At 71.0% G+C, this 24,074-nt stretch carries 20 protein-coding genes; 4 read left to right on the top strand and 16 right to left on the bottom strand.

The annotated features are described in order from the left end of the window. Window positions 1–183: 183 nt before the first annotated feature. Window positions 184–1,032, top strand: a complete 849-nt coding sequence (locus HTV45_RS14155; protein WP_215206084.1) for a peptidylprolyl isomerase — start codon at window positions 184–186, stop codon at window positions 1,030–1,032. Between the two features lie 138 nt (window positions 1,033–1,170). Next, window positions 1,171–2,400 carry a DUF349 domain-containing protein gene (locus tag HTV45_RS14150; protein ID WP_215206083.1) on the top strand — a complete coding sequence of 410 codons (1,230 nt, stop codon included), beginning with the start codon at window positions 1,171–1,173 and terminating at the stop codon, window positions 2,398–2,400. A 72-nt stretch (window positions 2,401–2,472) separates the two neighbouring features. Here the strand turns inward: HTV45_RS14150 and relA are convergent, their stop codons facing one another. The 15 genes from relA to pgsA all read right to left on the bottom strand — a co-directional run bounded on the left by relA (window position 2,473) and on the right by pgsA (window position 18,722). Beyond that, window positions 2,473–5,001, bottom strand: a complete 2,529-nt coding sequence (gene relA / locus HTV45_RS14145) for a GTP pyrophosphokinase (protein WP_215206082.1) — start codon at window positions 4,999–5,001, stop codon at window positions 2,473–2,475. A gap of 192 nt (window positions 5,002–5,193) precedes the next feature. After that, on the bottom strand, window positions 5,194–5,742 hold the full coding sequence (locus HTV45_RS14140) for an adenine phosphoribosyltransferase (RefSeq protein WP_215206081.1): 549 nt from the start codon (window positions 5,740–5,742) through the stop codon (window positions 5,194–5,196). After that, the gene (secF, locus tag HTV45_RS14135) at window positions 5,739–6,854 is read right to left on the bottom strand and encodes a protein translocase subunit SecF (protein WP_215206080.1); all 1,116 of its coding nucleotides are present in this window, start codon (window positions 6,852–6,854) and stop codon (window positions 5,739–5,741) included. Before secF ends, HTV45_RS14140 begins: the two co-directional genes overlap by 4 nt. A 3-nt stretch (window positions 6,855–6,857) precedes the next feature. Beyond that, complete coding sequence (secD, locus tag HTV45_RS14130) at window positions 6,858–8,636, bottom strand: protein translocase subunit SecD (protein WP_215206079.1); 1,779 nt, start codon at window positions 8,634–8,636, stop codon at window positions 6,858–6,860. Window positions 8,637–8,777: 141 nt separating this feature from the next. Beyond that, entirely contained in the window at window positions 8,778–9,278 is a 501-nt protein-coding gene (yajC, locus tag HTV45_RS14125) for a preprotein translocase subunit YajC (protein ID WP_215206078.1), read from the bottom strand. Window positions 9,279–9,444: 166 nt separating this feature from the next. Next, the gene (ruvB, locus tag HTV45_RS14120; protein WP_215206077.1) at window positions 9,445–10,515 is read right to left on the bottom strand and encodes a Holliday junction branch migration DNA helicase RuvB; all 1,071 of its coding nucleotides are present in this window, start codon (window positions 10,513–10,515) and stop codon (window positions 9,445–9,447) included. A gap of 42 nt (window positions 10,516–10,557) precedes the next feature. Further along, window positions 10,558–11,163 carry a Holliday junction branch migration protein RuvA gene (ruvA, locus tag HTV45_RS14115; RefSeq protein ID WP_215206076.1) on the bottom strand — a complete coding sequence of 202 codons (606 nt, stop codon included), beginning with the start codon at window positions 11,161–11,163 and terminating at the stop codon, window positions 10,558–10,560. Beyond that, window positions 11,160–11,726: a crossover junction endodeoxyribonuclease RuvC gene (gene ruvC / locus HTV45_RS14110; RefSeq protein WP_215206075.1), complete on the bottom strand. Its 567-nt coding sequence runs from the start codon at window positions 11,724–11,726 to the stop codon at window positions 11,160–11,162. Before ruvC ends, ruvA begins: the two co-directional genes overlap by 4 nt. 194 nt (window positions 11,727–11,920) lie before the next feature. Beyond that, a complete protein-coding gene (locus HTV45_RS14105) occupies window positions 11,921–12,673 on the bottom strand; it encodes a YebC/PmpR family DNA-binding transcriptional regulator (protein WP_215206074.1) in 753 nt (250 codons plus the stop codon). A 48-nt stretch (window positions 12,674–12,721) separates the two neighbouring features. After that, the gene (gene pdxT / locus HTV45_RS14100) at window positions 12,722–13,330 is read right to left on the bottom strand and encodes a pyridoxal 5'-phosphate synthase glutaminase subunit PdxT (protein ID WP_215206073.1); all 609 of its coding nucleotides are present in this window, start codon (window positions 13,328–13,330) and stop codon (window positions 12,722–12,724) included. Between the two features lie 6 nt (window positions 13,331–13,336). Next, the gene (gene pdxS, locus HTV45_RS14095) at window positions 13,337–14,248 is read right to left on the bottom strand and encodes a pyridoxal 5'-phosphate synthase lyase subunit PdxS (RefSeq protein WP_215206072.1); all 912 of its coding nucleotides are present in this window, start codon (window positions 14,246–14,248) and stop codon (window positions 13,337–13,339) included. Window positions 14,249–14,867: 619 nt separating this feature from the next. After that, a complete protein-coding gene (locus tag HTV45_RS14090; protein WP_215206071.1) occupies window positions 14,868–15,410 on the bottom strand; it encodes a hypothetical protein in 543 nt (180 codons plus the stop codon). A gap of 458 nt (window positions 15,411–15,868) precedes the next feature. Further along, window positions 15,869–17,032, bottom strand: a complete 1,164-nt coding sequence (locus tag HTV45_RS14085; RefSeq protein WP_215206070.1) for a glycosyltransferase family 4 protein — start codon at window positions 17,030–17,032, stop codon at window positions 15,869–15,871. Next, window positions 17,029–17,970 carry a phosphatidylinositol mannoside acyltransferase gene (locus HTV45_RS14080; RefSeq protein WP_215206069.1) on the bottom strand — a complete coding sequence of 314 codons (942 nt, stop codon included), beginning with the start codon at window positions 17,968–17,970 and terminating at the stop codon, window positions 17,029–17,031. Before HTV45_RS14080 ends, HTV45_RS14085 begins: the two co-directional genes overlap by 4 nt. Then, entirely contained in the window at window positions 17,967–18,722 is a 756-nt protein-coding gene (gene pgsA, locus HTV45_RS14075; protein ID WP_251692033.1) for a phosphatidylinositol phosphate synthase, read from the bottom strand. The genes HTV45_RS14080 and pgsA overlap by 4 nt, the downstream gene beginning before the upstream one ends. A gap of 489 nt (window positions 18,723–19,211) precedes the next feature. On the opposite strand from pgsA, the gene HTV45_RS14070 reads away from it, so the two are divergent. Both HTV45_RS14070 and HTV45_RS14065 read left to right on the top strand, forming a co-directional pair. Next, window positions 19,212–21,410, top strand: a complete 2,199-nt coding sequence (locus HTV45_RS14070) for an elongation factor G-like protein EF-G2 (RefSeq protein WP_215206068.1) — start codon at window positions 19,212–19,214, stop codon at window positions 21,408–21,410. Window positions 21,411–21,628: 218 nt separating this feature from the next. Further along, a complete protein-coding gene (locus tag HTV45_RS14065; RefSeq protein ID WP_215206067.1) occupies window positions 21,629–23,284 on the top strand; it encodes a hypothetical protein in 1,656 nt (551 codons plus the stop codon). 90 nt (window positions 23,285–23,374) lie between these two features. Here HTV45_RS14065 and HTV45_RS14060 read toward each other — a convergent pair whose 3' ends face one another. After that, window positions 23,375–23,935 (bottom strand): HIT domain-containing protein, encoded by a 561-nt coding sequence (locus tag HTV45_RS14060; RefSeq protein ID WP_215206066.1) that lies wholly within the window; start codon window positions 23,933–23,935, stop codon window positions 23,375–23,377. Window positions 23,936–24,074 lie beyond the last annotated feature (139 nt).

Raw genomic sequence — 24,074 nt, 5'->3', positions numbered from 1 at the left:
GATCGTCCTTCGTTGTGTCGATACGGGAGGCTTGCGACCGGGCTGCGCCCGTGGCCAGAGCCTACCGGCGCTGCCGATTCCTCAGCGAACCCATATACGGTACGGGGCACACGCAGGCGGTCGGCTCACCGCACGCACGCACGCGTACCGGCCGGCACACGAGACGCATGAGGAGAGAACCCGGTGGTCAGCCAGGAACAGCGGCGGCGTCAGCTCGCCCGGGAGAAGTTCTTGCGGCAGCAGCAGCGGCGCACCGACGCGCGCCGCAAGTCGCGGATCCGCAACTCGGTGATCGCGTCCGCGCTCGGTGTGGTCCTCGTGGGCAGCGGCGCGCTGTACGCGACCGGGGCGCTCGAGCAGGACGACGACAAGACCAACGCCAACGCCGAGGTCACGCCGAGTGCCGCCCCGACGGACAAGGCTCCGGACCCGTGCGACAAGCCGGCCGGGGGCAAGGCCGCGTCCAAGACGTGGAAGAAGGAGCCGGCGATGTCCATCGACAAGTCGGCGAAGTACACCATGAAGCTGGACACGACCTGCGGGGCGATCGACGTGGCGCTGAAGGCGTCGGCGGCGCCGCACACCGTCAACTCCTTCGACTTCCTCGCGAACAAGGGCTACTTCGACCACACCAAGTGCCACCGGCTGACCGACCAGGGCATCTACGTGCTCCAGTGCGGCGACCCGCAGGGCACCGGAGCGGGCGGCCCCGGCTACACGATCCCCGACGAGAACCTGAAGGACGCGAGCCTCAAGGGCAACGTGTACCCGGCGGGAACGGTCGCGATGGCCAACCAGTACAACGCGCAGACGCAGCAGGGGCGCGACAGCGGGGGCAGCCAGTTCTTCCTGGTCTACCAGGACAGTCAGCTGCCGCCCGACTACACGCCGTTCGGCACGGTGTCCGAGGCGGGGATGAAGGTACTGAAGAAGATCGCGGACGCCGGTGCCCAGCCCATGGACCCCCAGACCGGGAACACCGCGCCCAACGCGACGGTCGTCATCAACAAGGCGACGGTCACGAAATCCTGAGTCCCAACTGCGAGATTTCGGTCGCGCGGGATGCGGACAGGCATCCCGTCGGTCGCCTATGTTGGCCGTGACGAAACTGTGGACGATGCCCGGGGGAGCTCACAGGCCCCCTCGACGGCATCATGTGGAGGAGGCGCTGTGAGCAGCGACCCGTGGGGCCGCGTCGACGAGACGGGGACCGTGTACGTGCGTACGGCCGACGGTGAGCAGGTCGTCGGTTCCTGGCAGGCAGGCTCCCCCGAGGAAGCGCTGGCCTACTTCGAGCGCAAGTACGAAGGCCTGGTTGTCGAGATCGGCCTCCTCGAGAAGCGAGTGAAGACCACCGACCTGTCGTCCAAGGACGCCCAGACCGCGATCGGGCATCTGCGCGAGCAGGTGGACGCCCATCACGCGGTCGGGGACCTGGACGCCCTCAGGGCCCGGCTGGACAAGCTCGTGGAGCTGGTGGAGGCGCGTCGCGAGGAGCGCAAGGCGCAGCGGGCCAAGCAGTCGGACGAGGCGCGCCATGCCAAGGAGGCGCTGGTCGCCGAGGCGGAGGAGCTGGCTCAGTCCGATCAGTGGCGGGTGGCCGGTGAGCGGCTGCGGTCCCTGGTGGACACCTGGAAGGGCCTGCCCCGGCTGGACCGCAAGTCCGACGACGAGCTGTGGCACCGGTTCTCGCACGCGCGGTCGGCGTTCTCCAAACGGCGCAAACAGCACTTCGCGCAGCTGGACGCACAGCGCGAGGAGGCCCGCAAGACCAAGGAGCGGCTGGTCGCCGAGGCCGAGTCGCTGTCGAGCTCGACGGACTGGGGGCCGACGGCGGCCCGCTACCGGGATCTGATGACGGAGTGGAAGGCCGCGGGCCGCGCCCAGCGCGAGCACGAGGAGGACCTGTGGAACCGCTTCCGCGGCGCCCAGGACGTCTTCTTCGCCGCCCGCAGCTCGGTCTTCGCCGAGCGGGACGCCGAGCAGGCGGAGAACCTGAAGCTCAAGGAGGAGCTGGCCGGGGAGGCCGAGAAGCTCCTGCCGATCTCGGACCTGAAGGCCTCGCGGGCCGCGTTCCGCGCGATCAACGAGCGCTGGGAGGCCATCGGCCATGTGCCGCGGGACGCCCGCCCGAAGGTCGAGGGCCGGATGCAGACCGTGGAGCGGGCCCTGCAGGAGGCCGAGGAGACCGAGTGGCGCCGGACGAACCCGGAGGCACGCGCGCGTGCCGCGGGTCTGACCGGGCAGCTCCAGGCCGCCGTGGACAAGCTGAGGGGCCAGGCCGAGCAGGCGCGCGCGCAGGGCAACACCGCCAAGGCGGAGAAGCTCGAGCGTGAGCTGCAGGGCCGCCAGGCGCTGCTGGACCAGGCGCTGAAGGGCCTGCAGGAGTTCGGCGGCTGAGTGTTCCCCGGGTTCTGACCCGCACGGAAGAGGGGCTGCCGTACCTGGTACGGCAGCCCCTCTTCCGTGCGTCTACGTGCGGTTGCGGGCCGAGGTCACCCGGTAGACGTCGTAGACGCCCTCCACCCCGCGTACGGCCTTCAGGACGTGGCCCAGGTGCTTGGGGTCGCCCATCTCGAAGGTGAACCGGGAGGTGGCAACCCGGTCGCGTGAGGTCTGGACGGCCGCGGAGAGGATGTTGACGTGCTGGTCGGACAGGACGCGGGTGACGTCCGACAGCAGCCGGGAGCGGTCCAGCGCCTCGACCTGGATGGCGACCAGGAAGACCGAGGACTGGGTGAGTGCCCACTCGACCTCGAGGATCCGTTCGGGCTCGCGGGACAGCGAGTCGACGTTGACGCAGTCGCTGCGGTGCACCGAGACCCCACTGCCACGGGTCACGAAGCCGATGATCGGGTCTCCGGGCACCGGTGTGCAGCAGCGGGCCAGCTTCACCCAGACGTCCTCGACGCCCTTGACCACGACGCCGGGGTCGGCGCTGGAGCGGCGCTTGCGGCTGCGGGCCGGCGGGACCGACTCGTCGATCTCCTCGGTGGCCGCCTCCTCGCCGCCGAGTGCCTGGACGAGTTTCTGCACGATGTTCTGCGCGGAGACATGGCCCTCGCCGATCGCCGCGTACAGCGCGGAGATGTCCGAGTAGCGCATCTCGTGCGCCAGGGTGACCAGGGAGTCGCCGGTGAGGATGCGCTGGATCGGCAGGTTCTGCTTGCGCATCGCGCGGACGATGGAGTCCTTGCCCTGCTCGATGGCTTCGTCGCGGCGCTCCTTGGAGAACCAGGCGCGGATCTTGTTGCGGGCGCGCGGCGACTTGACGAAGCCGAGCCAGTCGCGGGAGGGGCCCGCCCCGGCCGCCTTGGAGGTGAAGACCTCCACCAGGTCGCCGTTGTCGAGGGTCGACTCCAGCGGCACGAGACGCCCGTTGACCCGTGCTCCTATGGTGCGGTGGCCGACCTCGGTGTGGACCGCGTACGCGAAGTCCACGGGGGTGGCACCGGCGGGCAGCGCTATCACGTCGCCCTTGGGGGTGAAGACGAATACCTCGTTGCGGGAGAGGTCGAAGCGCAGGGACTCCAGGAACTCGCCCGGGTCCTCGGTCTCCTTCTGCCAGTCCAGGAGCTGCCGCAGCCACGCCATGTCGTTGACGGCGGCGCTGTCCTTGCCGGCCTTGCCGGCCGGCCCCCTGGGCACGTCGGTGCGGACCTTGGAGGCACCGGCGACGGCCTCCTGCTTGTACTTCCAGTGCGCGGCGATGCCGTACTCGGCGCGACGGTGCATGTCGAAGGTGCGGATCTGCAGCTCGACCGGCTTGCCGCCGGGGCCGATGACCGTGGTGTGCAGCGACTGGTACATGTTGAACTTGGGCATCGCGATGTAATCCTTGAACCGGCCGGGGACCGGGTTCCATCGCGCGTGCACCGTGCCGAGGGCCGCGTAGCAGTCGCGGACGGTGTCCACGAGGACGCGGATGCCCACCAGGTCGTAGATCTCCGCGAAGTCACGGCCGCGGACGATCATCTTCTGGTAGACGCTGTAGTAGTGCTTGGGGCGGCCGGTGACGGTGGCCTTGATACGGGCCGCCCTGAGGTCCTGCTGCACCTCGTCGGTGACGATGGCGAGGTACTCGTCGCGCTTGGGGGCACGCTCGGCGACCAGGCGGACGATCTCGTCGTACATCTTGGGGTAGAGGATCGCGAAGGCGAGGTCCTCCAGCTCCCACTTGATGGTGTTCATGCCCAGGCGGTGGGCGAGCGGCGCGTAGATCTCCAGAGTCTCGCGCGCCTTCTTCTCCTGCTTCTCGCGCTTGAGGTAGCGCATGGTGCGCATGTTGTGCAGGCGGTCGGCGAGCTTGATGACCAGGACCCTTGGGTCCTTGGCCATGGCGACGACCATCTTGCGCACGGTCTCGGCCTGCGCGGCCTCGCCGAACTTGACCTTGTCCAGCTTGGTGACGCCGTCGACGAGCAGGGTGACGACGTCGCCGAAGTCGCGGCGCAGGTCCTCCAGGCCGTACTCGGTGTCCTCGACGGTGTCGTGCAGCAGGCCGGCCATCAGCGTGGCCGGGTCCATACCGAGCTCGGCGAGGATGGTGGTGACGGCGAGCGGGTGCGTGATGTAGGGGTCGCCGCTCTTGCGCTTCTGGCCGCGGTGCCAGCGCTCGGCGACCTGGTAGGCGCGCTCGATCTGGCGCAGCGTGGCGTTCTCGATCTTGGGGTCGTTGCCGCGGACGATGCGCAGCAGCGGTTCGAGCACCGGGTTGTACGGGTTGGCGCGCTGGACGCCGAGCCGGGCGAGACGGGCGCGGACGCGGTTCGAGGAGCCCGAGCGGGCGGGCTGGCCGGTGTTCGGGCGGGCCACCGCGCGCTCGGGCGGGGACGGCTTGGGGCGCGGCTGCTCGGGCTTGTCGACCGGCGTGGACTGGGCGTGCTGGACCGGCCCACGCGTGTCGTTCTTCGCGTGGGGCGCGCTCGGCGCGGGCTTCGCCGCGGCCGCCGAGGCGGACTCGGGCTTGGCTGCGGTCAGATGCTGGGCCTCGTCTGACAAGAGGGCTCCTCGTGCGCGATCCGGGTCCCCCGGTCAGGTTCCGGAGCCCCCATGGTAGCGATCCCCCGCCCGCGGATCGCCTTCGGAGCGGTGTGAGGACCGTCTACCCGGGAAACGCACGAGGCGGACGCCGGATTCCTCCGGGTCCGCCCGCGTGGTGTGATATAGCCGGATTCGCCCGTTCCGGGCCGGTCAGACCGTGAGCAGCGCCTCCAGTGGGGCGCCGGCCAGAGCGGGCTCCACCCGGGCCCGGCCGCCGAGGAAGCCCAGCTCCATCAGCACGGCGAGGCCCGCGACCTCGGCGCCCGCCCTGCGGATGAGCTGGACGGCGGCCTCGGCGGTGCCTCCGGTGGCGAGGACGTCGTCGACCACCAGGACCCGGTCGCTGTCGGTCAGATCCTCCGCGTGCACCTCGATCTCGGCGGAGCCGTACTCCAGGTCGTAGGCCTGGCTGAGGGTCGCTCCGGGGAGCTTGCCCGCCTTGCGTACGGGGATGAAGCCGAGGCCGGCGCGGACGGCGACCGGGGCGCCGAGGATGAAGCCCCGGGCCTCCAGACCGACGATCTTGGTGGCGCCGGTACTCCGGGCGATGCCCGCGAGGGCGTCGCTGAGCGCCGAGAAGGCCGCCGGATCCGCCAGGAGCGGGGTGATGTCCTTGAACATCACCCCCGGCTCCGGGTGGTCCGCCACGTCCCGGATCCGGCTGAGCAGCAGGTCCTGGATGCCGGTGAGGTCGGTCATCGGCGCTTCCCGGAAGGACGGCCCCGGCCGCGGGAGGCGGGCCGGCTGCGCGGTCCGACGACCGCCGGCGTGATGTCCCCGGCGTCGTCGCCGTGGCCCCCGCCGGTGACCGTGGCCGGCTGCGGGTCCCCGTCCTCGTTCGCGTCCTGGGCACGCTTGGCCATGACCCGCTTCTTCAGCGACTTCATCCCCGGCTCGAGCTCCTTGAGGTCGGCGACGAGCGGAGTGGCGATGAAGATCGAGGAGTACGCACCGGCGGCGAGGCCGACGAACAGCGACAGCGAGATGTCGTTCAGCATGCCGGCGCCGAGGACACCACCGCCGATGAACAGCAGACCCGCCACCGGCAGCAGCGCGACCACCGTGGTGTTGATCGAGCGGACCAGGGTGCTGTTGATGGAGCGGTTGGCGATCTCGCCGTACGTCCAGCGAGTCTGTTTGGTGATGTCCTTCGTCTGTTCCTTGAGGCTGTCGAAGACGACGACCGTGTCATACAGCGAGTAGCCGAGGATGGTCAGCAGACCGATCACCGTGCCCGGTGTGACCTCGAAGCCGACGAGTGCGTAGACGCCGACGGTGATCGTGATGTCGTGGACCAGAGCGACGAACGCGGCGATCGCCATGCGCCACTCGAAGGCGATCGCGAGGTAGATCACGACGAGGACCATGAAGATGCCGAGGCCTTGCCAGGCCTTGTTGGCGATCTGCTCGCCCCAGCTCGGTCCGACCAGCTCGGCGTTGAGCTGCTCGGCGTCGACCTTCAGGTCCTCGGCGAGCGTTTCCTTGATCTTGTCCGAGGTCCCGGTGTCGATGCCGGCGACCTGGATGCGCATGCTGCCGTCGCCGAGCTGCTGGACGATGGCGTCGTGACCGGACGCCTCCTCCGCGTACTCCTCGGCCGTGGCGACCGAGACGGTCATGTTCTTCGGGGTGGTGAAGACCGCTCCGCCCTGGAACTCGATGCCCATGTGCAGGCCGCGCACGCCCAGGCCGGCGATGGCCAGGATGGTGATCAGGATGGAGACGCCGTACCAGATCCTGCGGTTCTTGACGAAGTCGTAGCCGACCTCACCGTGGTGCAGCCGGGCCCCGAGGGTGCCGAGTCTCGACATCTCTCACGCCTCCTTCGTCATGGCAGGGGCGGAGGGACGGCGGGTGCGGCGCAGGGGTGGTTTCGCACCCAGCGCCTTCGGGTCGAGTCCGGACCACTTGTGGCCGCCGGCGAAGAACTTCCGGCGGGCCATCAGCGTGAGCAGGGGTTTGGTGAAGAGGAACACCACCACGACGTCGAGCACGGTGGTCAGACCGAGCGTGAACGCGAAGCCCTGGACCTTGCCGACGGTGACGACGAAGAGCACGGCGGCGGCGAGGAACGACACGAAGTCGGAGACCAGGATGGTGCGCCGGGCACGCGGCCAGGCCCGCTCCACGGAGGGGCGCAGCGTGCGGCCCTCGCGGATCTCGTCCCGGACCCGTTCGAAGAACACGATGAACGAGTCCGCCGTGATGCCGATCGCGACGATGGCTCCGCAGACGGCCGGGAGGTTCAGCGCGAAGCCGATGGCCGGGCCGAGCAGCGACATGATCACGTAGGTGAGCGCCGCGGAGACCAGCAGGGAGGCGATGGCGATGAACGACAGACCGCGGTAGTAGACCAGCAGGTAGAGGACGACCAGGGCGATGCCGATGGCGCCGGCGATCAGACCGGCCCTGAGCTGCTCACCGCCGAGCGCGGCGGTGACGGTGGTGACGCTGTCCTCGCGGAAGGTCAGCGGCAGCGCGCCGTAGGACAGCATGTTGGCCAGTTCCTGGGACGACTGCTGGTTGAAGTTGCCGGAGATCTCGGCGTTCCCACCGGTCAGAGCCTGGCTGACATACGGGTCGGAGACGACCTCGTTGTCCAGGACGATGGCGAACTGGTTCTGCGGGGACTGCTTCTGGGCGAGCTGGCCGGTGATGTCGGCGAACTTCTCGGCGCCCTTGTCAGTGAACCCCATGGTGACGATCCAGCCGGCACCGGTCTGCGTGTTCAGGACGGCGTCGGCCTCGTCGACGTCCGTGCCGTCGACCGCGGCGGGGCCGAGGACGTACTTCTGCCACTGGCCCTGGGAGTTCTGGCCGCAGGCGACGATCGAGTCGGTGGCCGTGGAGCCGTCACCGGCCTTGGCGCGGACGCTCTCCTTGGTGCAGTCGAGCGCGGCGTACTGGGCCTGGAGCTTGCTGTCGGCGTCGCCGCCGGCGCCACCGGCGGCGGACGGGGAGGCCTCGGGCTCGTCGTCGGCCTTGCCGCTCGGGGAGCCGGAGGGGCTCTCGTCGGCCTTCAGGGCGTCGGTGACCGCGCGGCCCTGGGTGGTGGCGCTCGCCGACGGGCCGGCGGAGGCGGACGGCGACGAGCCGTCGGTCGCCTTGTCGGTCGCCTTGTCCCCGCCGGAGCCCTGCTCCGAGCCGTCGCCGGTCGCACTGGGCGCTGGGGCGGCTCCGCCGCCGGAGAGTTCGGTGGCGATGACCGGGCGGAAGTAGAGCTTGGCGGTGGTGCCCACCTGTTCCCGGGCCTGCTTGGAGTTCGTGCCCTTGGGAATGTTGACGATGATGTTGCGGGTGCCCTGCGTCTGGACCTCGGCCTCGGAGACACCGAGACCGTTGACACGCCGCTCCATGATGGAGACCGCGGTGTCCATGTTGGTCTTGTTGATCGCGGACTCCCGGCCGGCCTCGGGGACCGCGGCCAGGGTGATGCTCGTGCCCCCGGCCAGGTCGATACCGAGGCGCGGTGTGGTGTGCCCGGAAGCGAACATCCCCCCCGTGAGCGCCACCGTGGCGATCAGGATCAGAACCAGCGAGCGCCACGGCTTACTTGTGGCGCTCGCGTTCTTTCCCTTTTTGAGTGCTGCCACCTTCTCGTACTCCCTCTCGAGCCGCCTCGCACCGGATCAGGATGCGGCGCGGTCATGACATGGTGGGGATTCCGTGCGAGCTGGGCATGTCCCGGGGCGCGCGGGCAGTACCCGCGCGCCCGCCCCCCCCCCGGGACATGACTACTTCGCCTCGGAGTCGCCCTCGGACTTCTTCGGCTGCGCGTCAGCCTTCGCCTCGTCGGCGGTGTCGGCGTCGGCCGGCTCGTCGGCCGCGTCCTTCTTGCCGAGGTCGACAGGCGTGTCGTCGGAGACGGCGGCAGCGTCGGAGGAGTCGTCGGTCCCGGTGAGGGAGGAGGCGTCGTCGGGGACGACGTCGGTGTCGGCCTTCAGGTCGTGCTCGATGCCGTGGACGATGCGGTTGTACTCCTCGTCCGTCAGGACGGCACCGATCGAGTTCTTCGCGAACAGCAGCTCCACACCCGGACCGGCGTCGAGGAGGACCGTGTCCTCGCTGACCTCCTTGACCGTGGCGTACATGCCCCCGATGGTGCGGACGCCGGAACCGGGCTGCATCTGGTTCCGCATGTCGATGGCCTGCTGCTGCTTCTTCTTGGCCGACCGGGTCATCAGGAACATGGCCCCGATGAGCACAATGAACGGGAGGAGGGTCAGGAGACTCACGGGTCGGAACTTCCTTCAACACGACCGCGATGGTGAACGGCCTGATGGTTGGGGGTATGTGGTGCCGCCGGCAAGGGCGGCATCGGCGGAGTCTAAGCGAGTCCGCGCCAACGGAACAACGCTCAGCATGGCACCCGGGTTCCTGCCCGGGCCAGTGCTCTCGCTCTCACGCCCCGAACAGGTTCCCTTGTCCGTTTCCGGTGGCCTGCGAGCGGGGCGGGGTGAGGCCGAGATGCGCCCAGGCCGCCGGAGTGGCAACCCGTCCGCGGGGGGTGCGGGCGAGCAGTCCCTCCCGTACCAGGAAGGGCTCGGCCACCTCTTCCACGGTCTCACGCTCCTCCCCCACCGCGACAGCGAGCGTGGACAGGCCCACCGGACCGCCGCCGAACAGCTTGAGGAGGGCCTCGAGCACCCCCCGGTCCAGCCGGTCGAGGCCGCGGGCGTCGACCTCGTAGACGGCGAGGGCCGCCGCGGCGATGTCCTTGGTGATCAGCCCGTCGGCCTTGACCTGCGCGTAGTCCCGGACACGGCGCAGGAGACGGTTGGCGATGCGGGGCGTGCCGCGGGAGCGCCCGGCGATCTCCGCGGCGCCGTCCGGGTCGATCTCCACGTCGAGCAGGCTCGCCGAGCGGTGGACGACCCGTTCCAGTTCGGCCGGCTCGTAGAACTCCATGTGCGCGGTGAAGCCGAAGCGGTCGCGCAGCGGGGGCGGCAGGAGGCCGGCCCGGGTGGTGGCGCCGACCAGGGTGAAGGGCGGCAGTTCGAGGGGGATGGCGGTGGCGCCGGGGCCCTTGCCGACGATGACGTCGACGCGGAAGTCCTCCATCGCCATGTAGAGCATCTCCTCGGCGGGCCTCGACATGCGGTGGATCTCGTCGAGGAAGAACACCTCGCCCTCCTGGAGGGAGGAGAGGATCGCCGCGAGGTCTCCGGCGTGCTGGATGGCCGGGCCCGAGGTGATGCGGATGGGGGCTCCCATCTCGGCCGCGATGATCATCGAGAGGGTGGTCTTGCCGAGGCCCGGGGCGCCGGAGAGCAGCACATGGTCGGCCGTGGCCCCGCGTGCGCGCGCGGCGCGCAGGACGAGGTCCAGCTGCTCGCGGACCTTCTCCTGGCCGATGAACTCGCCCAGGTCCTTGGGGCGCAGGGCGGCCTCGACCGCCTGGTCCTCGCCGTCGGCGGACGCACCGACGAGCCGCTCCCCGTCGGAGGTGTCGGTCGTGTCGTCCCAGTTCATGTGCGTGTGCCTCAGCTCTCGGTACGGGCTCTCGGCCGCGGGCTATCGGGCGCGGTTCAGGGTCTGCAGGGCGGCCTTCAGCAGCTGCCCCACCTGCGGGGTGCCCCCGGCGGCCTCCGCCCGGGGCGCCACGGCGGACACGGCCTCGTCGGCCTCGCGGCTCGCGTACCCGAGGCCGATCAGGGCGGCGTGCAGCTGGTCGCGCCAGCCGGTGGTGACCGGTGCGCCGGCGGCGGGGCCCCCCGCCGGCGCGCCCAGGCGGTCCTTCAGCTCCAGGAGCAGTTTCTGGGCGCCCTTCTTGCCGATGCCGGGGACGGCGGTCAGCGCCTTCTCGTCGCCGGCGGCGACGGCCGCGCGCAGCGCGTCGGGAGCGTGCACGGCGAGCATCGCCTGGGCCAGCCGGGGACCGACGCCGCTGGCGGTCTGGAGCAGTTCGAAGACCTGGCGCTCGTCGTCGTCGGCGAAGCCGTACAGGGTCAGGGAGTCCTCGCGCACGACGAGGGAGGTGGCGAGTTTCGCGGGCCGGCCGACGCGGAGCGTGGACAGGGTGCCCGGCGTGCACTGGACGGCCATGCCGACGCCGCCGACCTCGACCACCGCGGCGTTGGGGGCGAGGGCGGCGACCGGGCCACTGACGAAGGCGATCATGCCGTACGGCCTTTCGTTGCGTGCGGGGCTTGTGGTGCGCGAGAGGCTTTCGAGGCGTGCAGGGCGGCGGCCTGCTGGAGCCGGTTCTGGGCGGGGGCGCGCCAGATGTGGCAGATGGCGAGCGCGAGGGCGTCGGCGGCGTCGGCGGGTTTCGGCGGGGCGTCGAGCCGCAGCAGCCGGGTGACCATGGCGCCGACCTGGGCCTTGTCGGCGCGGCCCGAGCCGGTCACCGCGGCCTTGACCTCGCTGGGCGTGTGCAGGGCGACGGGTATGCCGCGACGGGAGGCGCACAGGATCGCCACCGCGCTGGCCTGGGCGGTGCCCATCACCGTACGTACGTTGTGCTGGCTGAAGACACGCTCCACGGCGACACGGTCGGGCCGGTACTCGTCCAGCCACTGCTCGAGGCCCTGTTCGACGGCGACGAGACGGTGTCCCAGGTCGGCGTCCGCCGCCGTGCGGACGACTCCCACGCCGAGCAGGGTGAGCGGCCGCCCGGCGACACCCTCCACGACGCCGACGCCGCACCGGGTCAGCCCCGGGTCCACCCCCAGTACGCGCACGCGCCGCACCCTTCCCTCTTCGCGGCTGGACCGCCGCCGCTCCCGCGGACCTGGTCGATCGCCGCCGGGGTCCCCCGGCTGACGGTCGCGGCCCATGGACGGTGATCTTTGACGCATGCCAGGCTATCGGGTGCCACCGACAGAGCGAGGGGCCGACGGAGTGTGCCCCGCCGGCCCGCTCAGCAGTGGACGCGTTACGCGTCGACCTTCTCCATGATCTCGTCGCTCACGTCGAAGTTGGCGAAGACGTTCTGCACGTCGTCGCTGTCCTCCAGGGCGTCGATGAGCCTGAAGATCTTCTTGGCGCCCTCCTCGTCCAGCTCGACCTGCATGGTCGGGACGAAGTTGGCCTCGGCGGAGTCGTAGTCGATGCCGGCGTCCTGCAGGGCGGTGCGCACCGCGACGAGGTCGGTGGCCTCGCTGAGCACCTCGAAGGACTCACCGAGGTCGTTGACCTCCTCGGCGCCCGCGTCCAGGACGGCGGTGAGGACGTCGTCCTCGCTCAGCTCGCCCTTGGGCACGATCACCACGCCCTTGCGGTGGAACAGGTACGACACGGAGCCCGGATCGGCCATGGAACCCCCGTTGCGGGTCATGGCGACGCGCACGTCCGAGGCGGCACGGTTGCGGTTGTCGGTGAGGCACTCGATGAGCACCGCGACACCGTTGGGACCGTAGCCCTCGTACATGATCGTCTCGTATTCGGCGCCACCCGCCTCGAGACCGCCACCGCGCTTGATGGCGGAGTCGATGTTCTTGTTCGGTACCGACTGCTTCTTGGCCTTCTGAACGGCGTCGTAGAGCGTGGGGTTGCCGTCCAGGTCGACGCCGCCCATCCGCGCGGCGACCTCGATGTTCTTGATCAGCTTCGCGAAGAGCTTGCCGCGCTTGGCATCGATCACGGCCTTCTTGTGCTTCGTCGTGGCCCATTTAGAGTGGCCGGACATCTGCCTGTCTCCTTCGCATAACCCATCTCTGCAACGAACGCAGGAATCCTACAAGGACTCGGCCGCCCACTTCGCGCGTGTCATGCCGACGAACAGGGCGTGCACGCGGTGGTCGCCGGTCAGTTCCGGGTGGAACGACGTGGCCAGGGCGTGGCCCTGGCGGACCGCGACGATGTGGCCGCCGTGCTCGGCGAGCACCTCCACCGAGGCGCCGACGGACTCCACCCAGGGCGCGCGGATGAAGACGCCCTCGACCGGTTCGCCCGGGACGCCCCGGACGTCGACCGCGGCTTCGAAGGACTCGTTCTGCCGTCCGAAGGCGTTGCGGCGCACGATCATGTCGATGCCGCCTACGGTCTCCTGGCCGGAGCGGGGGTCGAGGATCTTGTCGGCCAGCATGATCATGCCGGCGCAGGTCCCGTAGACGGGCATGCCGTCCCGCACACGCGCGCGCAGGGGCTCCATCAGGCCGAACAGCACGGCCAGCTTGGAGATCGTGGTGGACTCGCCGCCGGGGAGGACCAGGCCGTCCACCTCGGCGAGCTCCTCGGGGCGCCTGACCGGCCTGGCCACGGCGTCGGCCGCGGCCAGGGCGACGAGGTGCTCCCGGACGTCGCCCTGGAGGGCCAGGACGCCGATGACGGGTGCGTCGGTCATCCGGGGCTACCAGCCGCGGTTGGCATAGCGCTCGGTCTCGGGGAGGGTGTCGCAGTTGATGCCGACCATGGCCTCGCCGAGGTCACGGGACGCCTCCGCGATGATCTTCGGGTCGTCGTAGAAGGTGGTCGCCTTGACGATGGCGGCGGCACGCTTGGCCGGGTCGCCGGACTTGAAGATGCCGGAGCCCACGAAGACGCCCTCGGCGCCGAGCTGACGCATCAGCGCGGCGTCGGCCGGGGTGGCCACGCCACCGGCGGAGAACAGCACGACGGGGAGCTTGCCCAGCTCGGCGACCTCCCTGACCAGCTCGTACGGGGCACGCAGGTCCTTGGCGGCGGCGTACAGCTCGTTGTTGTCGTAGCCGCGGAGCCTGGCGATCTCGTTCTTGATCTGGCGCAGATGGCGGACGGCCTCGACGACGTTGCCGGTGCCGGCCTCGCCCTTGGAGCGGATCATGGCGGCGCCCTCGGCGATACGGCGCAGGGCCTCGCCGAGGTTGGTGGCGCCGCAGACGAAGGGGGTGGTGAAGGCCCACTTGTCGGAGTGGTTGACCTCGTCGGCCGGGGTGAGGACCTCGGACTCGTCGATGTAGTCGACGCCCAGCGACTGGAGCACCTGGGCCTCGACGAAGTGGCCGATGCGGGACTTGGCCATCACGGGGATGGACACCGCGCCGATGATGCCCTCGATCATGTCCGGGTCGGACATGCGGGCGACGCCGCCGTCCTTGCGGATGTCGGCCGGGACCCGTTCCAGGGCCATGACGGCGACGGCTCCGGCGTCCTCGGCGATCTTCGCCTGCTCCGGAGTGACGACGTCCATGATCACGCCGCCCTTGAGCTGCTCGGCCATGCCTCGCTTCACACGGGCGGTGCCGGTCTCGGGACCCTGGTTTTCGGAGAGCGTGCTGGACACGAATGACCTCGCTGAGGGAGAAAAGGGGGGTTGCTGCAGCACTGAGGAAACGTGAACGGAGCAGGCCACAGCAAGGGCCAATGGAAAGCCGGTGGATCGTTTTCGAGCAACGATGATCCGCTTCCGGGCAACACCGGCCCCCCGCGCGCCCCGGACGGTCGCCGCGTGCGGTGGTCTGCTCCCCGGCGGCCGTCGTCCACCCCGTCCCGGGCAATCTCCGTCTCGCGCGGCGGCCGTCCCGGGTGCGCGGCGCCCGGCTCCGCGCCCTCAGGCGGTGTCCGCCCGACGCGGCACGCGCGTCGCTCCGGCGCGCAGACGTATCTCCGTGCGCGGCACTCTCCTCCGCCCGGGGCGGCGACCCCCGCTCGCCCCGCGACCGCGCCGCACCGCAGACGCCCGCACCGCCCGGCGTCCGCTCCCGGCGGCGACCTGGCGCCCGCGCGACACCCGACCGATGCGGACGGTGCCACCTCGGACGACAGCCGCGCCGCTCCACACGGAGACCCGCTCCGCACGCCAGTCCTACGCCCCCGGCGTCCGCTGCCGCCGGCCGTCGTGGGCCGGCCGTCGCGGCCCGGCCGTCGCGGCCCGGCCGTCGCGGGCCGGCCGGGTCCCTCGGTCAGGCCGCCCGTTCGATCAGGGCGGCGGGAGGCTCGTCGTCCATCTCGAAGGCCAGCGGGAAGGGAGCGTGACCGGCCAGCCGGAACCAGCGCACCTTGCGGTGCCGTCGCAGGGCCCGCGCGGCCCGCACCGTGTCGTTGTGGAAGCGGCGGGCCATCGGCGCCCTGCGAACCGCCTCGGCGAGTTCCAGGGCCGCCTCCTCCCCTCCGGGCGCCTCCCTGACCACGTCCACCTGCTGCGCGTCCGCGAAGACCGCGCGCAGCGCCTGGCTCAGCTCGCTCTCGGCGACCTCGCGGTGCTCCTCGACCGCCTGCCGCGCGGCGTGCGCCGCTTCGTAGAGCACGATCGAGGCGGCGGGGTCGAGCACCCCGGAGGTGGCCAGTTCCTGGGCCACGGAGGCACGGCGCAGCAACTGGGCGTCGAGCGCGGCGCGGGCGGCGTCGATACGGGCGTGCAGCCGGTCCAGCCGCCCCGCCGTCCAGCTCAGGTAGAGGCCGATGGCGACAAGGGCGACGAGGATCCAGATGAGGGTTGCGGTCACGGGCGGCAAGGCTAGTACCGCCGTCGGCGGTCGCCGCCCCTGGGGCTGTGCCTCCCGGTCCCGCGTCGCCCCCGGCGTGCCCGGTAGGGCGGGCGCGGCCCTCGATCCCCACCAGGCGGTGCCGTCCCCCGGACCGCCCCGGCCCGAGCCCTGTCAGCCGGAACGGCACAGCGTCCGACACCTTCCAGCCGTCACGCCCGCCCACCAGGCAATGACCGCCCCCTCCCCGGACCACACGCCCTCCGCCCCGACGCACGGCCCGGGAGGACTCAGCCACCGGGCCCGGGACGCCGGCAGCCATATCCAGGACCACCCCTCGGCCCGGACGGCACAACCCGCCTGCCGCGACCGTCTCCCGGACTGCCCCGGCGTACACGCCGCCCGGACGTCCGCTTTCCTGGCTTCACGCTCGTGACTGCGCCCAGCCGGCGCCCCCGGGAGGGACGGGAGCTCTGGTCTCAGTCCCTGGCCAGGCCCAGGCGGGCCCTGAGTCCCGTCGCGCGGTCGTCCGCCGCGACCGCCGCCGCGCCCGCCGTGACCGTCTCGTACACCGACAGGATGTCCGCGCCGACGGTCGACCAGTCGAAGCGGCGGACGTGTGCGCTGCCCCGTTCGCTCAGTGCCGCGCGGCGTTCGGGGTTCTGCAGGAGCCGCAGCGCGGCCTCGGCGAGCGCGTCGGCGTCCTCGTTGGCGAACAGCTCGCCCGCCGCGCCCCTGTCGAGGACCTGCGCGAACGCGTCCAGGTCGGCGGCGAGCACCGGCGCACCCGCGGACATCGCCTCGACCAGAATGATGCCGAAGCTCTCGCCACCGGTGTTGGGCGCCACGTACACGTCGACACTGCGCAGCAGGCGGGCCTTGTCCTCGTCGCTGACCATGCCGAGGAACTCCACCCGCGGGCGCAGCTCCCTCGGCAGCGACTCGACCGCCTCCTCCTCGTCACCCCGTCCGGCGACCAGCAGGCGCGTCTGCGGTCGGACGGCGAGGATCTTCGGCAGGGCCTTCATCAGCACCGGCAGCCCCTTGCGGGGTTCGTCGATCCGGCCGATGAAGCCGATGGTGTCGCCCTGCCACTCGGGCCGGGGCTCGGCCTTCGCGAAGAAGTCGACGTCCACACCGTTGGGGATGACCACCGCGTCGCCGCCCAGATGCTCCACCAGGGTGCGGCGGGCGTACTCGCTCACCGCGATCCGCGCGCTGATCTTCTCCAGAGCCGCCTGGAGGATGGCGTACGCGGCGATCATCGCGCGGGAGCGCGGATTGGACGTGTGGAAGGTCGCGACGATCGGTCCCTCGGCCGCCCAGCAGGTCAGCAGGCCGAGCGAGGGCGAGGTCGGCTCATGGATGTGGACCACGTCGAAGGCGCCCTCGTGCAGCCAGCGCCGCACCCGCGCCGCGGACAGGAAGCCGAAGTTGAGCCGGGCCACCGAGCCGTTGTACGGCACGGGCACCGCGCGGCCGGCCGAGACGACGTAGGGCGGCAGCGGGGTGTCGTCCTCGGCCGGGGCCAGGACGGACACATGATGGCCCAGGCGGATGAAGTACTCGGCCAGATCCCGGATGTGGAACTGGACGCCGCCCGGTACGTCCCAGGAGTACGGGCAGACGATGCCGATCCTCACGAGGTCCCCTTCCGGTCCTGCTCGGGGGCTGTCGCGGGATCCCGCGCGGGGTCGAGGTCCTTCAGCCACAACCGCTGCAGCATGTGCCAGTCCTCCGGATGATCGGCGATGCCCGTGGCGAAGGCGTCGGCCAGCGCCTGCGTCATGACGGACGTCTTCTCGGGCCGCGTACCTGACCCGGGGACCTCGACCGGTGGATGGACCCGGCCTCGCATCACCGGCGAGTCGTCGTACCAGAGGGTCGCCGGCAGCAGCCGGGCCCCGGTCTGCTGGGCCAGCAGGGCGGGGCCGGCGGGCATCCGGGCGGTCTCGCCGAAGAAGTCGACCTCGACTCCGGAGGTGGACAGGTCACGGTCGGCGACCAGGCAGACCAGTCCACCGCCGCGCAGCCGCCGGGCGAGGGTGCCGAAGGCCGAGCCGCCGCTGTGCGGGAGGACCTCCATGCCGAGGCCCTCGCGGTAGGCGACGAACCGGTCGTACAGCGTCTCCGGCTTCAGCCGCTCGGCGACGGTGGTGAACGGTATGCCGAGCTTCGTGGTGAGCCAGGCTCCGGCGAGGTCCCAGTTGGCGAGGTGCGGCAGCGCGACGACAACGCCCTTGCCGGCCGCCATGCCGTCGTGCAGGTGGTGGAGGTCCAGGACGTCGACGCCCGCCGCTACGCGCTCGGCGCTCCAGGCGGGCAGCCGGAAGGACTCCATCCAGTAGCGCAGGTACGAGCGCATCCCCGCGCGGGAGAGTTCGGCGAGCCGCTCGGGCCCCGCGTCCGGCTCCACGCGCGCGTAGTTGCTCTCCAGCCGGAGCACGCCCTTGCCGCGCCGCTTCCACGTGACGTCGGCGATGGTCCTCCCGAGGCGCTCGGCGACCGGCTCGGGGAGGGATCTGACGGTGCCCCAGCCGGCGCCGTACAGGGCGTCGGTGAGCCGCTCCTGGGCGCTCACTTCGCGGCCTCGCTCCCCCGGGTCTCCTGTGTCTCCTGGGTCTCCTGTGTCTCCTGCGCCTCCTGTGCCTCGGCCTCGGCGGACTCCCGGCGCACGGTGACGACCCGCTGGATCAGCGTGACCAGGCTGCCCACGGCGACGATCCACAGGGCGACGGGCAGCAGGTACTGGATGCCGGGCACCCCGAAGTCGTGCAGGCCGGCGAGACCGGCCGCGACCAGTGAGATCACCAGCCGCTCGGCCCGCTCGACCAGACCGTTGACGGCGACCGGCAGGCCGATCGACTCGCCGCGCGCCTTGGTGTACGACACGACCTGGCCGCTGGCCAGGCAGAAGATCGACACGGCGCAGAGCGCGATGTTGTCGCCACCGCCCGCGTACCAGAGGGCGAAGCCGCCGAAGACGGCTCCGTCCGCGACCCGGTCCAGCGTGGAGTCCAGGAAGGCGCCCCAGCGGCTGGACCGGCCGAGCTGGCGCGCCATGTTGCCGTCGACGAGGTCGGAGAACACGAACAGCGTGATGACGACCGTGCCCCAGAAGAACACCCCCATGGGGTAGAAGACCAGCGCGCCCGCGACCACGCCGGCGGTGCCGATGAGCGTGACCGTGTCCGGGCTGACCCCCCGCCGGATGAGAAACGCGGCGAACGGTGTGAGGACACGCGTGAAGAATGCACGCGCGTACTTGTTCAGCATGGCCTTCCCGACGGTCGGTGTGGCCGCGCGGCCCCTGCTGGCCACCGGCGGGCCCAATCGTAGCCACGCGCGCGCCCGGCCGACGGCCGTACCCCCCGGCTGTATCGCGATGCACCGCGTCGTGACCGCACACGCGCGCGAAGGACCACGTCGTACGGGCACACGGGCGACGGCCGGGCACACACGCGAGGCCCGGCGGGAAGTCCCGTCCGCACCACGATGTGCGGGGCGTGCCGCGGGATCGCGTCGTTCGTATGGACGCACCGTGACAGGAGTGGAAAGCTCGAATGACAGCGGGCGTCGCAGGAGCCGCACCGCACGTTCCGCGGGTCCGGCGCCCACACTGACCCGCCCTCCGGTCGTACGGGACGACCGCACGGGAGGCAGGACCGTGGCTCCCCTCCCCGCCCGGAGGAGGGGCTCCCCACCCGAGGGCCGCGGTCCAGCCCGAACCGGTCCCCCTCGGGACGAACGGAGAACCACCACAGAGCAGGGAAGCGATTCCCCCCACCGGCTGAAGTCGGCGGTCCCCTCGTTAGGAGACTGATGGGCGACAAGGCGCACACACACACCGGGGCCGCCGGCAGGGCGCAGGCGGCCGGCCATCCCACGTCCGTACGGAATGTGGTGCTGGTCGGCCACTCCGGATCGGGCAAGACGACGCTGGTCGAGGCTCTCGCGCTGACCGCGGGGGCCGTGAACCGGGCGGGCCGTGTCGAGGACGGCGGCACCGTCTCCGACTACGACGACATCGAGCACCGCCAGCAGCGCTCGGTGCAGCTCTCCCTGGTGCCGCTCTCCTGGGACGGCATCAAGATCAACGTATTGGACACCCCCGGATACGCCGACTTCGTCGGTGAACTCAGGGCCGGTCTGCGCGCGGCGGACGCGGCCCTCTTCGTCGTCTCGGCCTCGGACGGCGTGGACGGCTCGACCCGCATGGTCTGGGACGAGTGCGCGACGGTCGGCATGCCGCGCGCCATCGTCGTCACGCACCTGGAGGCGGCCCGTGCGGACTTCGAGGAGATGACCCGCGTCTGCGCGGAGGCCTTCGGCGGGGACGACCCCGACGCCGTGCTGCCGCTGTACCTGCCACTGCGCGGTCCCGAGGCCCCCGACGGGCACGCGCCCGTGCACGGCCTCATCGGCCTGTTGTCGCAGAAGCTGTTCGACTACTCCGGCGGCGAGCGCAAGGAGTCCGAGCCGGGCGAGGAGCGGCTGCCCCTGATCGAGGAGGCGCGTGGCCGGCTGATCGAGGGAATCATCGCCGAGAGCGAGGACGAGACCCTCATGGACCGCTATCTCGGCGGTGAGGAGGTCGACGTCCGGACGCTGACCGAAGACCTGGAGCGGGCGGTCGCGCGGGCGGTGTTCTTCCCCGTCCTCGCCGCCGCACCCGCCGCCGACGGCGCCCGCCAGGGCCTCGGCACGGTCGAACTGCTGGAGTTGATCACGGGCGGCTTCCCGACCCCGCTGGAGCACGGCATCCCGAACGTGACCACGGTCGACGGCAGGCCGCGCGAGCTCAAGCCGTGCGACCCCGACGCTCCCCTGGTCGCGGAGGTGGTCAGGACCTCCTCCGACCCCTACGTCGGCCGGATCTCCCTGATCCGGGTCTTCTCCGGCACCCTGCGCGCCGACCAGACCGTCCATGTCTCCGGGCACGGGCTCGCCGACCGGGGACACGAGGACCACGACGTCGACGAGCGGATCGGCGCCCTGTCCACACCGTTCGGCAAACAGCAGCGCCCGGTGTCGCACGTCATCGCGGGCGACCTCGCGTGTGTGGCGAAACTGAGCCGGGCGGAGACGGGTGACACCCTCTCCGACAAGGACGACCCGCTGCTCATGGAACCCTGGGAGATGCCCGACCCGCTGCTGCCCCTCGCCATCGAGGCACACAGCAAACCGGACGAGGACAAGCTCTCCCAGGGTCTGGCCCGCCTGGTCGCCGAGGACCCGACGATGCGGCTGGAACACAACCAGGACACCCACCAGGTGGTCCTGTGGTGTCTGGGCGAGGCGCACGCGGACGTGGCCCTGGAGCGGCTGCGCAACCGCTACGGCGTCCAGGTCGACGTCGTACCGCACCGGGTGTCGCTCAGGGAGACCTTCGGCGGCAGGGCCGCCGGCCGCGGCCGGCATGTCAAACAGTCCGGCGGACACGGCCAGTTCGCCATCTGTGAGATCGAGGTGGAGCCGCTGCCGAACGGCTCGGGCATCGAGTTCGTGGACAAGGTGGTCGGCGGCGCGGTGCCGCGGCAGTTCATCCCGTCCGTCGAAAAGGGCGTAAGGGCCCAGGCCGGCAGGGGAGTCGCCGCCGGGCATCCGCTCATCGACGTGCGGGTGACCCTGCTGGACGGCAAGGCGCACTCGGTGGACTCCTCCGACGCCGCGTTCCAGACGGCGGGCGCGCTGGCGCTGCGCGAGGCCGCCTCGGACGCGAGGATCCATCTGCTGGAACCGGTGGCCGAGATCGGCGTCCTCGTCGGGAACGACTTCGTGGGCTCCGTCATGAGCGACCTGTCCGGCCGGCGCGGCCGGGTGCTCGGTACCGAACAGTCGGCCGACGGGCGCACCCTCATCAGAGCCGAGGTCCCGGAGATCGAGATCGGCCGCTACGCCGTCGATCTGCGTTCGCTCTCGCACGGCACCGCCCGCTTCAGCCGCCGGTACGCGCGGCACGAACCCATGCCGCCGCAGGTCGCGGAACGGGTCAAGGAGGAGGCGCGCAAGGCCTCTTAGCGGGCGCCGGGCGCTCGCGGGAAGACCTCGCGGGCGCCCGCGTGCGCCTCTCGTCGCGGACGTGCCCCCAGCGCTTCACTCCGTGCCCGAGGACCGCTTCCGCCGTCCACCGACGGAGTGCGGTGACTGCGGATACGCTGAAGACCTGATCAACAGGTGTGCGGGGCACGGAAGTCGGGAAGGCCGCAAGACGACAGTCGCGGCGATCGGGGGCGGGAATGACCGGTGAGAGCGGTTACGCGGATTTCTTCGGTCCGCAGGTGCCGCGCACGGGCGACGAGGGGCAGACGCCGACGTTCGCTCTGGCCTCGGCGGCCTACCGGGACAACGAGGCCGACGAGATACTCAAGGCCGACAACGAGTGGCACAAGTCGGCGGTCGCCAAGCCCCGTGTGCGGCTGTTCCGGCCCAACCTGGGGGAGGCGTTCTCCAGGGCGGTCATCGACCGGATGCTGGGCTCCGGCCGGGCGCCGCTCATCCAGTCCTTCGGCACCCAGCCGCAGGTGGTGGTGGAGCACGCGCTGGCGGCGCACCGCATCCGCCGCGATCGGGACAACTGGCTCAGCGCCGTCATGGTCCTGTGCGGCCTGCTCTTCCTGCCCGGTCTGATCGTCTGGCTGCTGGTCTTCCAGATCCGTACGACGATGTCCCGGCGCGAGGACAAACGGGCCGGCGCGCTCGCCACCGTCCTGCTGGTCGGGGTGGGCGGCCTCGCCGTGCTGTTCCTGCTCCGTATGCCGTTCGAGGGGTTCTGGGGCTGGTACGCGCGGGCGACGGTGGTCGCCCCGGTGGTGGGCTGGTTCTGGGCCAAGCGGATCTGCGAGCGTACGGCGACGGATCTGCGCGAGCGGTGGAGCGGTCTGCTCTCCGGCGGCAGCGTCGGCGCCAAGGTTCCCGAGGCGGTTCCCTCCAGTCCCGGCGAGACCGCGGCCGAGCAACTGCGCCAGTCCCTGGCCCGGCTCAGCGCCGAGCAGCAGTCCAACTCCGTCTTCTACGCCGGGCCCAAGGGCATACTCGGCATGGGCACCCGCTGGGGCAGCTGGCAACTCGCCGAGGAGCTGGTGCCGGCCGACAAGGACCGGGAGATCAACCCGTTCCGCAGCTGGGACGTCATCCGGGCCATTCACGACCGGCTGCGGATGCTGGAGCGCGGGCCGCTGCACACCGGCGGGTTCCCCAAGCCGTCGGTGCGGCACTGGGTCGTCACACCGATCGGCGAGAACGCCACGGCGGTGTCCCGGCCGGAGGGCACGGACGTCGAGGCGTACCAGATCAAGTCGCACGCCATACAGGAGATCTGCAACAAACAGCAGTTCGGCGCCGGGGACCGGCACTACCTGGGCGTGCAGTGGACGCTGTGGGACGGCCAGCTGGTGATCACCATGCTGATCACCGTGACCGTGCTGCACGAGACGCTGCGCATCGAGGTGACCGGGCACGCGCTGGGGCCGGTGCACTCACTGTTCACCAGCGGTCCCGCGGCCAAGGAGAAGGAGGTCCAGAAGTCGATCCGGTTCTGGGAGACCCGGAAGGTGAAGCTCCCCCTGGTCGACGCGGACGAGGTGGTCCGCCTGGCCGCCCGGGCACCGCTGACCTGGTACCCGCCGCTGCTGTACTGGCTGGGCGGCAAGCTCACCCTGCCGGAGCCGTTCGGACTGCGGCACGCGTGGGCGGACAAACCGTGGCGGCACCGCTTCATGGCGGACGACGCGCTGCGGGCGGCGGCGCCGGTGCTGCGGGCGGTGCACTCGGCGGCGATCAAGGTGCTGGACGAGAACGGGGTGGACACGGAGAAGTTCGGGTCGCGGTCGTCGTTCCTCAGCACGGCGGTGCAGGACCCCTCGCCGCAGAAGGCCGATCTGTACGACGCGTAGGCCTGCGGCGGTCGGGCGGCTTCGGGTGCGTCGCGGTGACGGCCCCCGGGGCCGCGCCCCAGGCCCTCATCGGCCTGAACGGCCTCGTCCTCAGTCGCCGGACGGGCTGGTGGGTGCCGGCCAGGCCTCCGCGAGGATCTTGCGGGTGTCCGCCAGGAGTTGCGGCAGTACCTTCGTGTGGCCGATCACGGGAAGGAAATTGGTGTCGCCGCCCCAGCGGGGCACGATGTGCTGGTGAAGATGGGCGGCGATGCCCGCCCCGGCCACCGTGCCCTGGTTCATGCCCACGTTGAAGCCGTGCGCCCCCGACGCGCTACGCAGTGCCGTCATCGCCTGCTTGGTGAGCTCCGCGAGCTCCGCGGTCTCCGCGTCGGTCAGCTCGGTGTAGTCGGCGACGTGGCGGTAGGGCACGACCATGGTGTGGCCGCCGGTGTAGGGGTACAGATTGAGCACCCCGTAGACCAGCTCACCACGCTTGATGATCAGCCCGTCCTCGTCGGACTTGGCCGGGATCGAGCAGAAGGGGCAGCCGTCGCCGGCACCGCTCGGCTTGTTCTCACCCTGGATGTAAGCCATCCGGTGGGGCGTCCACAGACGCTGGAAAGCGTCCGGCGTCCCCACTCCCATCTGCTGCTCCGGCTCACTCGTCATGCATGCAGCATATGGCGTCCCACCAGGGCGGGGTGAAGGCCCCCGGGAAGCCCGGGGGCCTTCAGCCCTTGTGCGGGGAGCACGCGTCAGCTGCCCGCCGGGGTACGGCGGCAGCGGGCCGCATCCGCGTCGGCGGGGA

It is taken from the genome of Streptomyces sp. CHD11 (genome assembly GCF_018638295.1).
Classification (GTDB): Bacteria; Actinomycetota; Actinomycetes; order Streptomycetales; family Streptomycetaceae; genus Streptomyces.
Note: the sequence above shows the minus strand (reverse complement) of the source record. Positions and strands in the feature narration are given on the sequence as shown.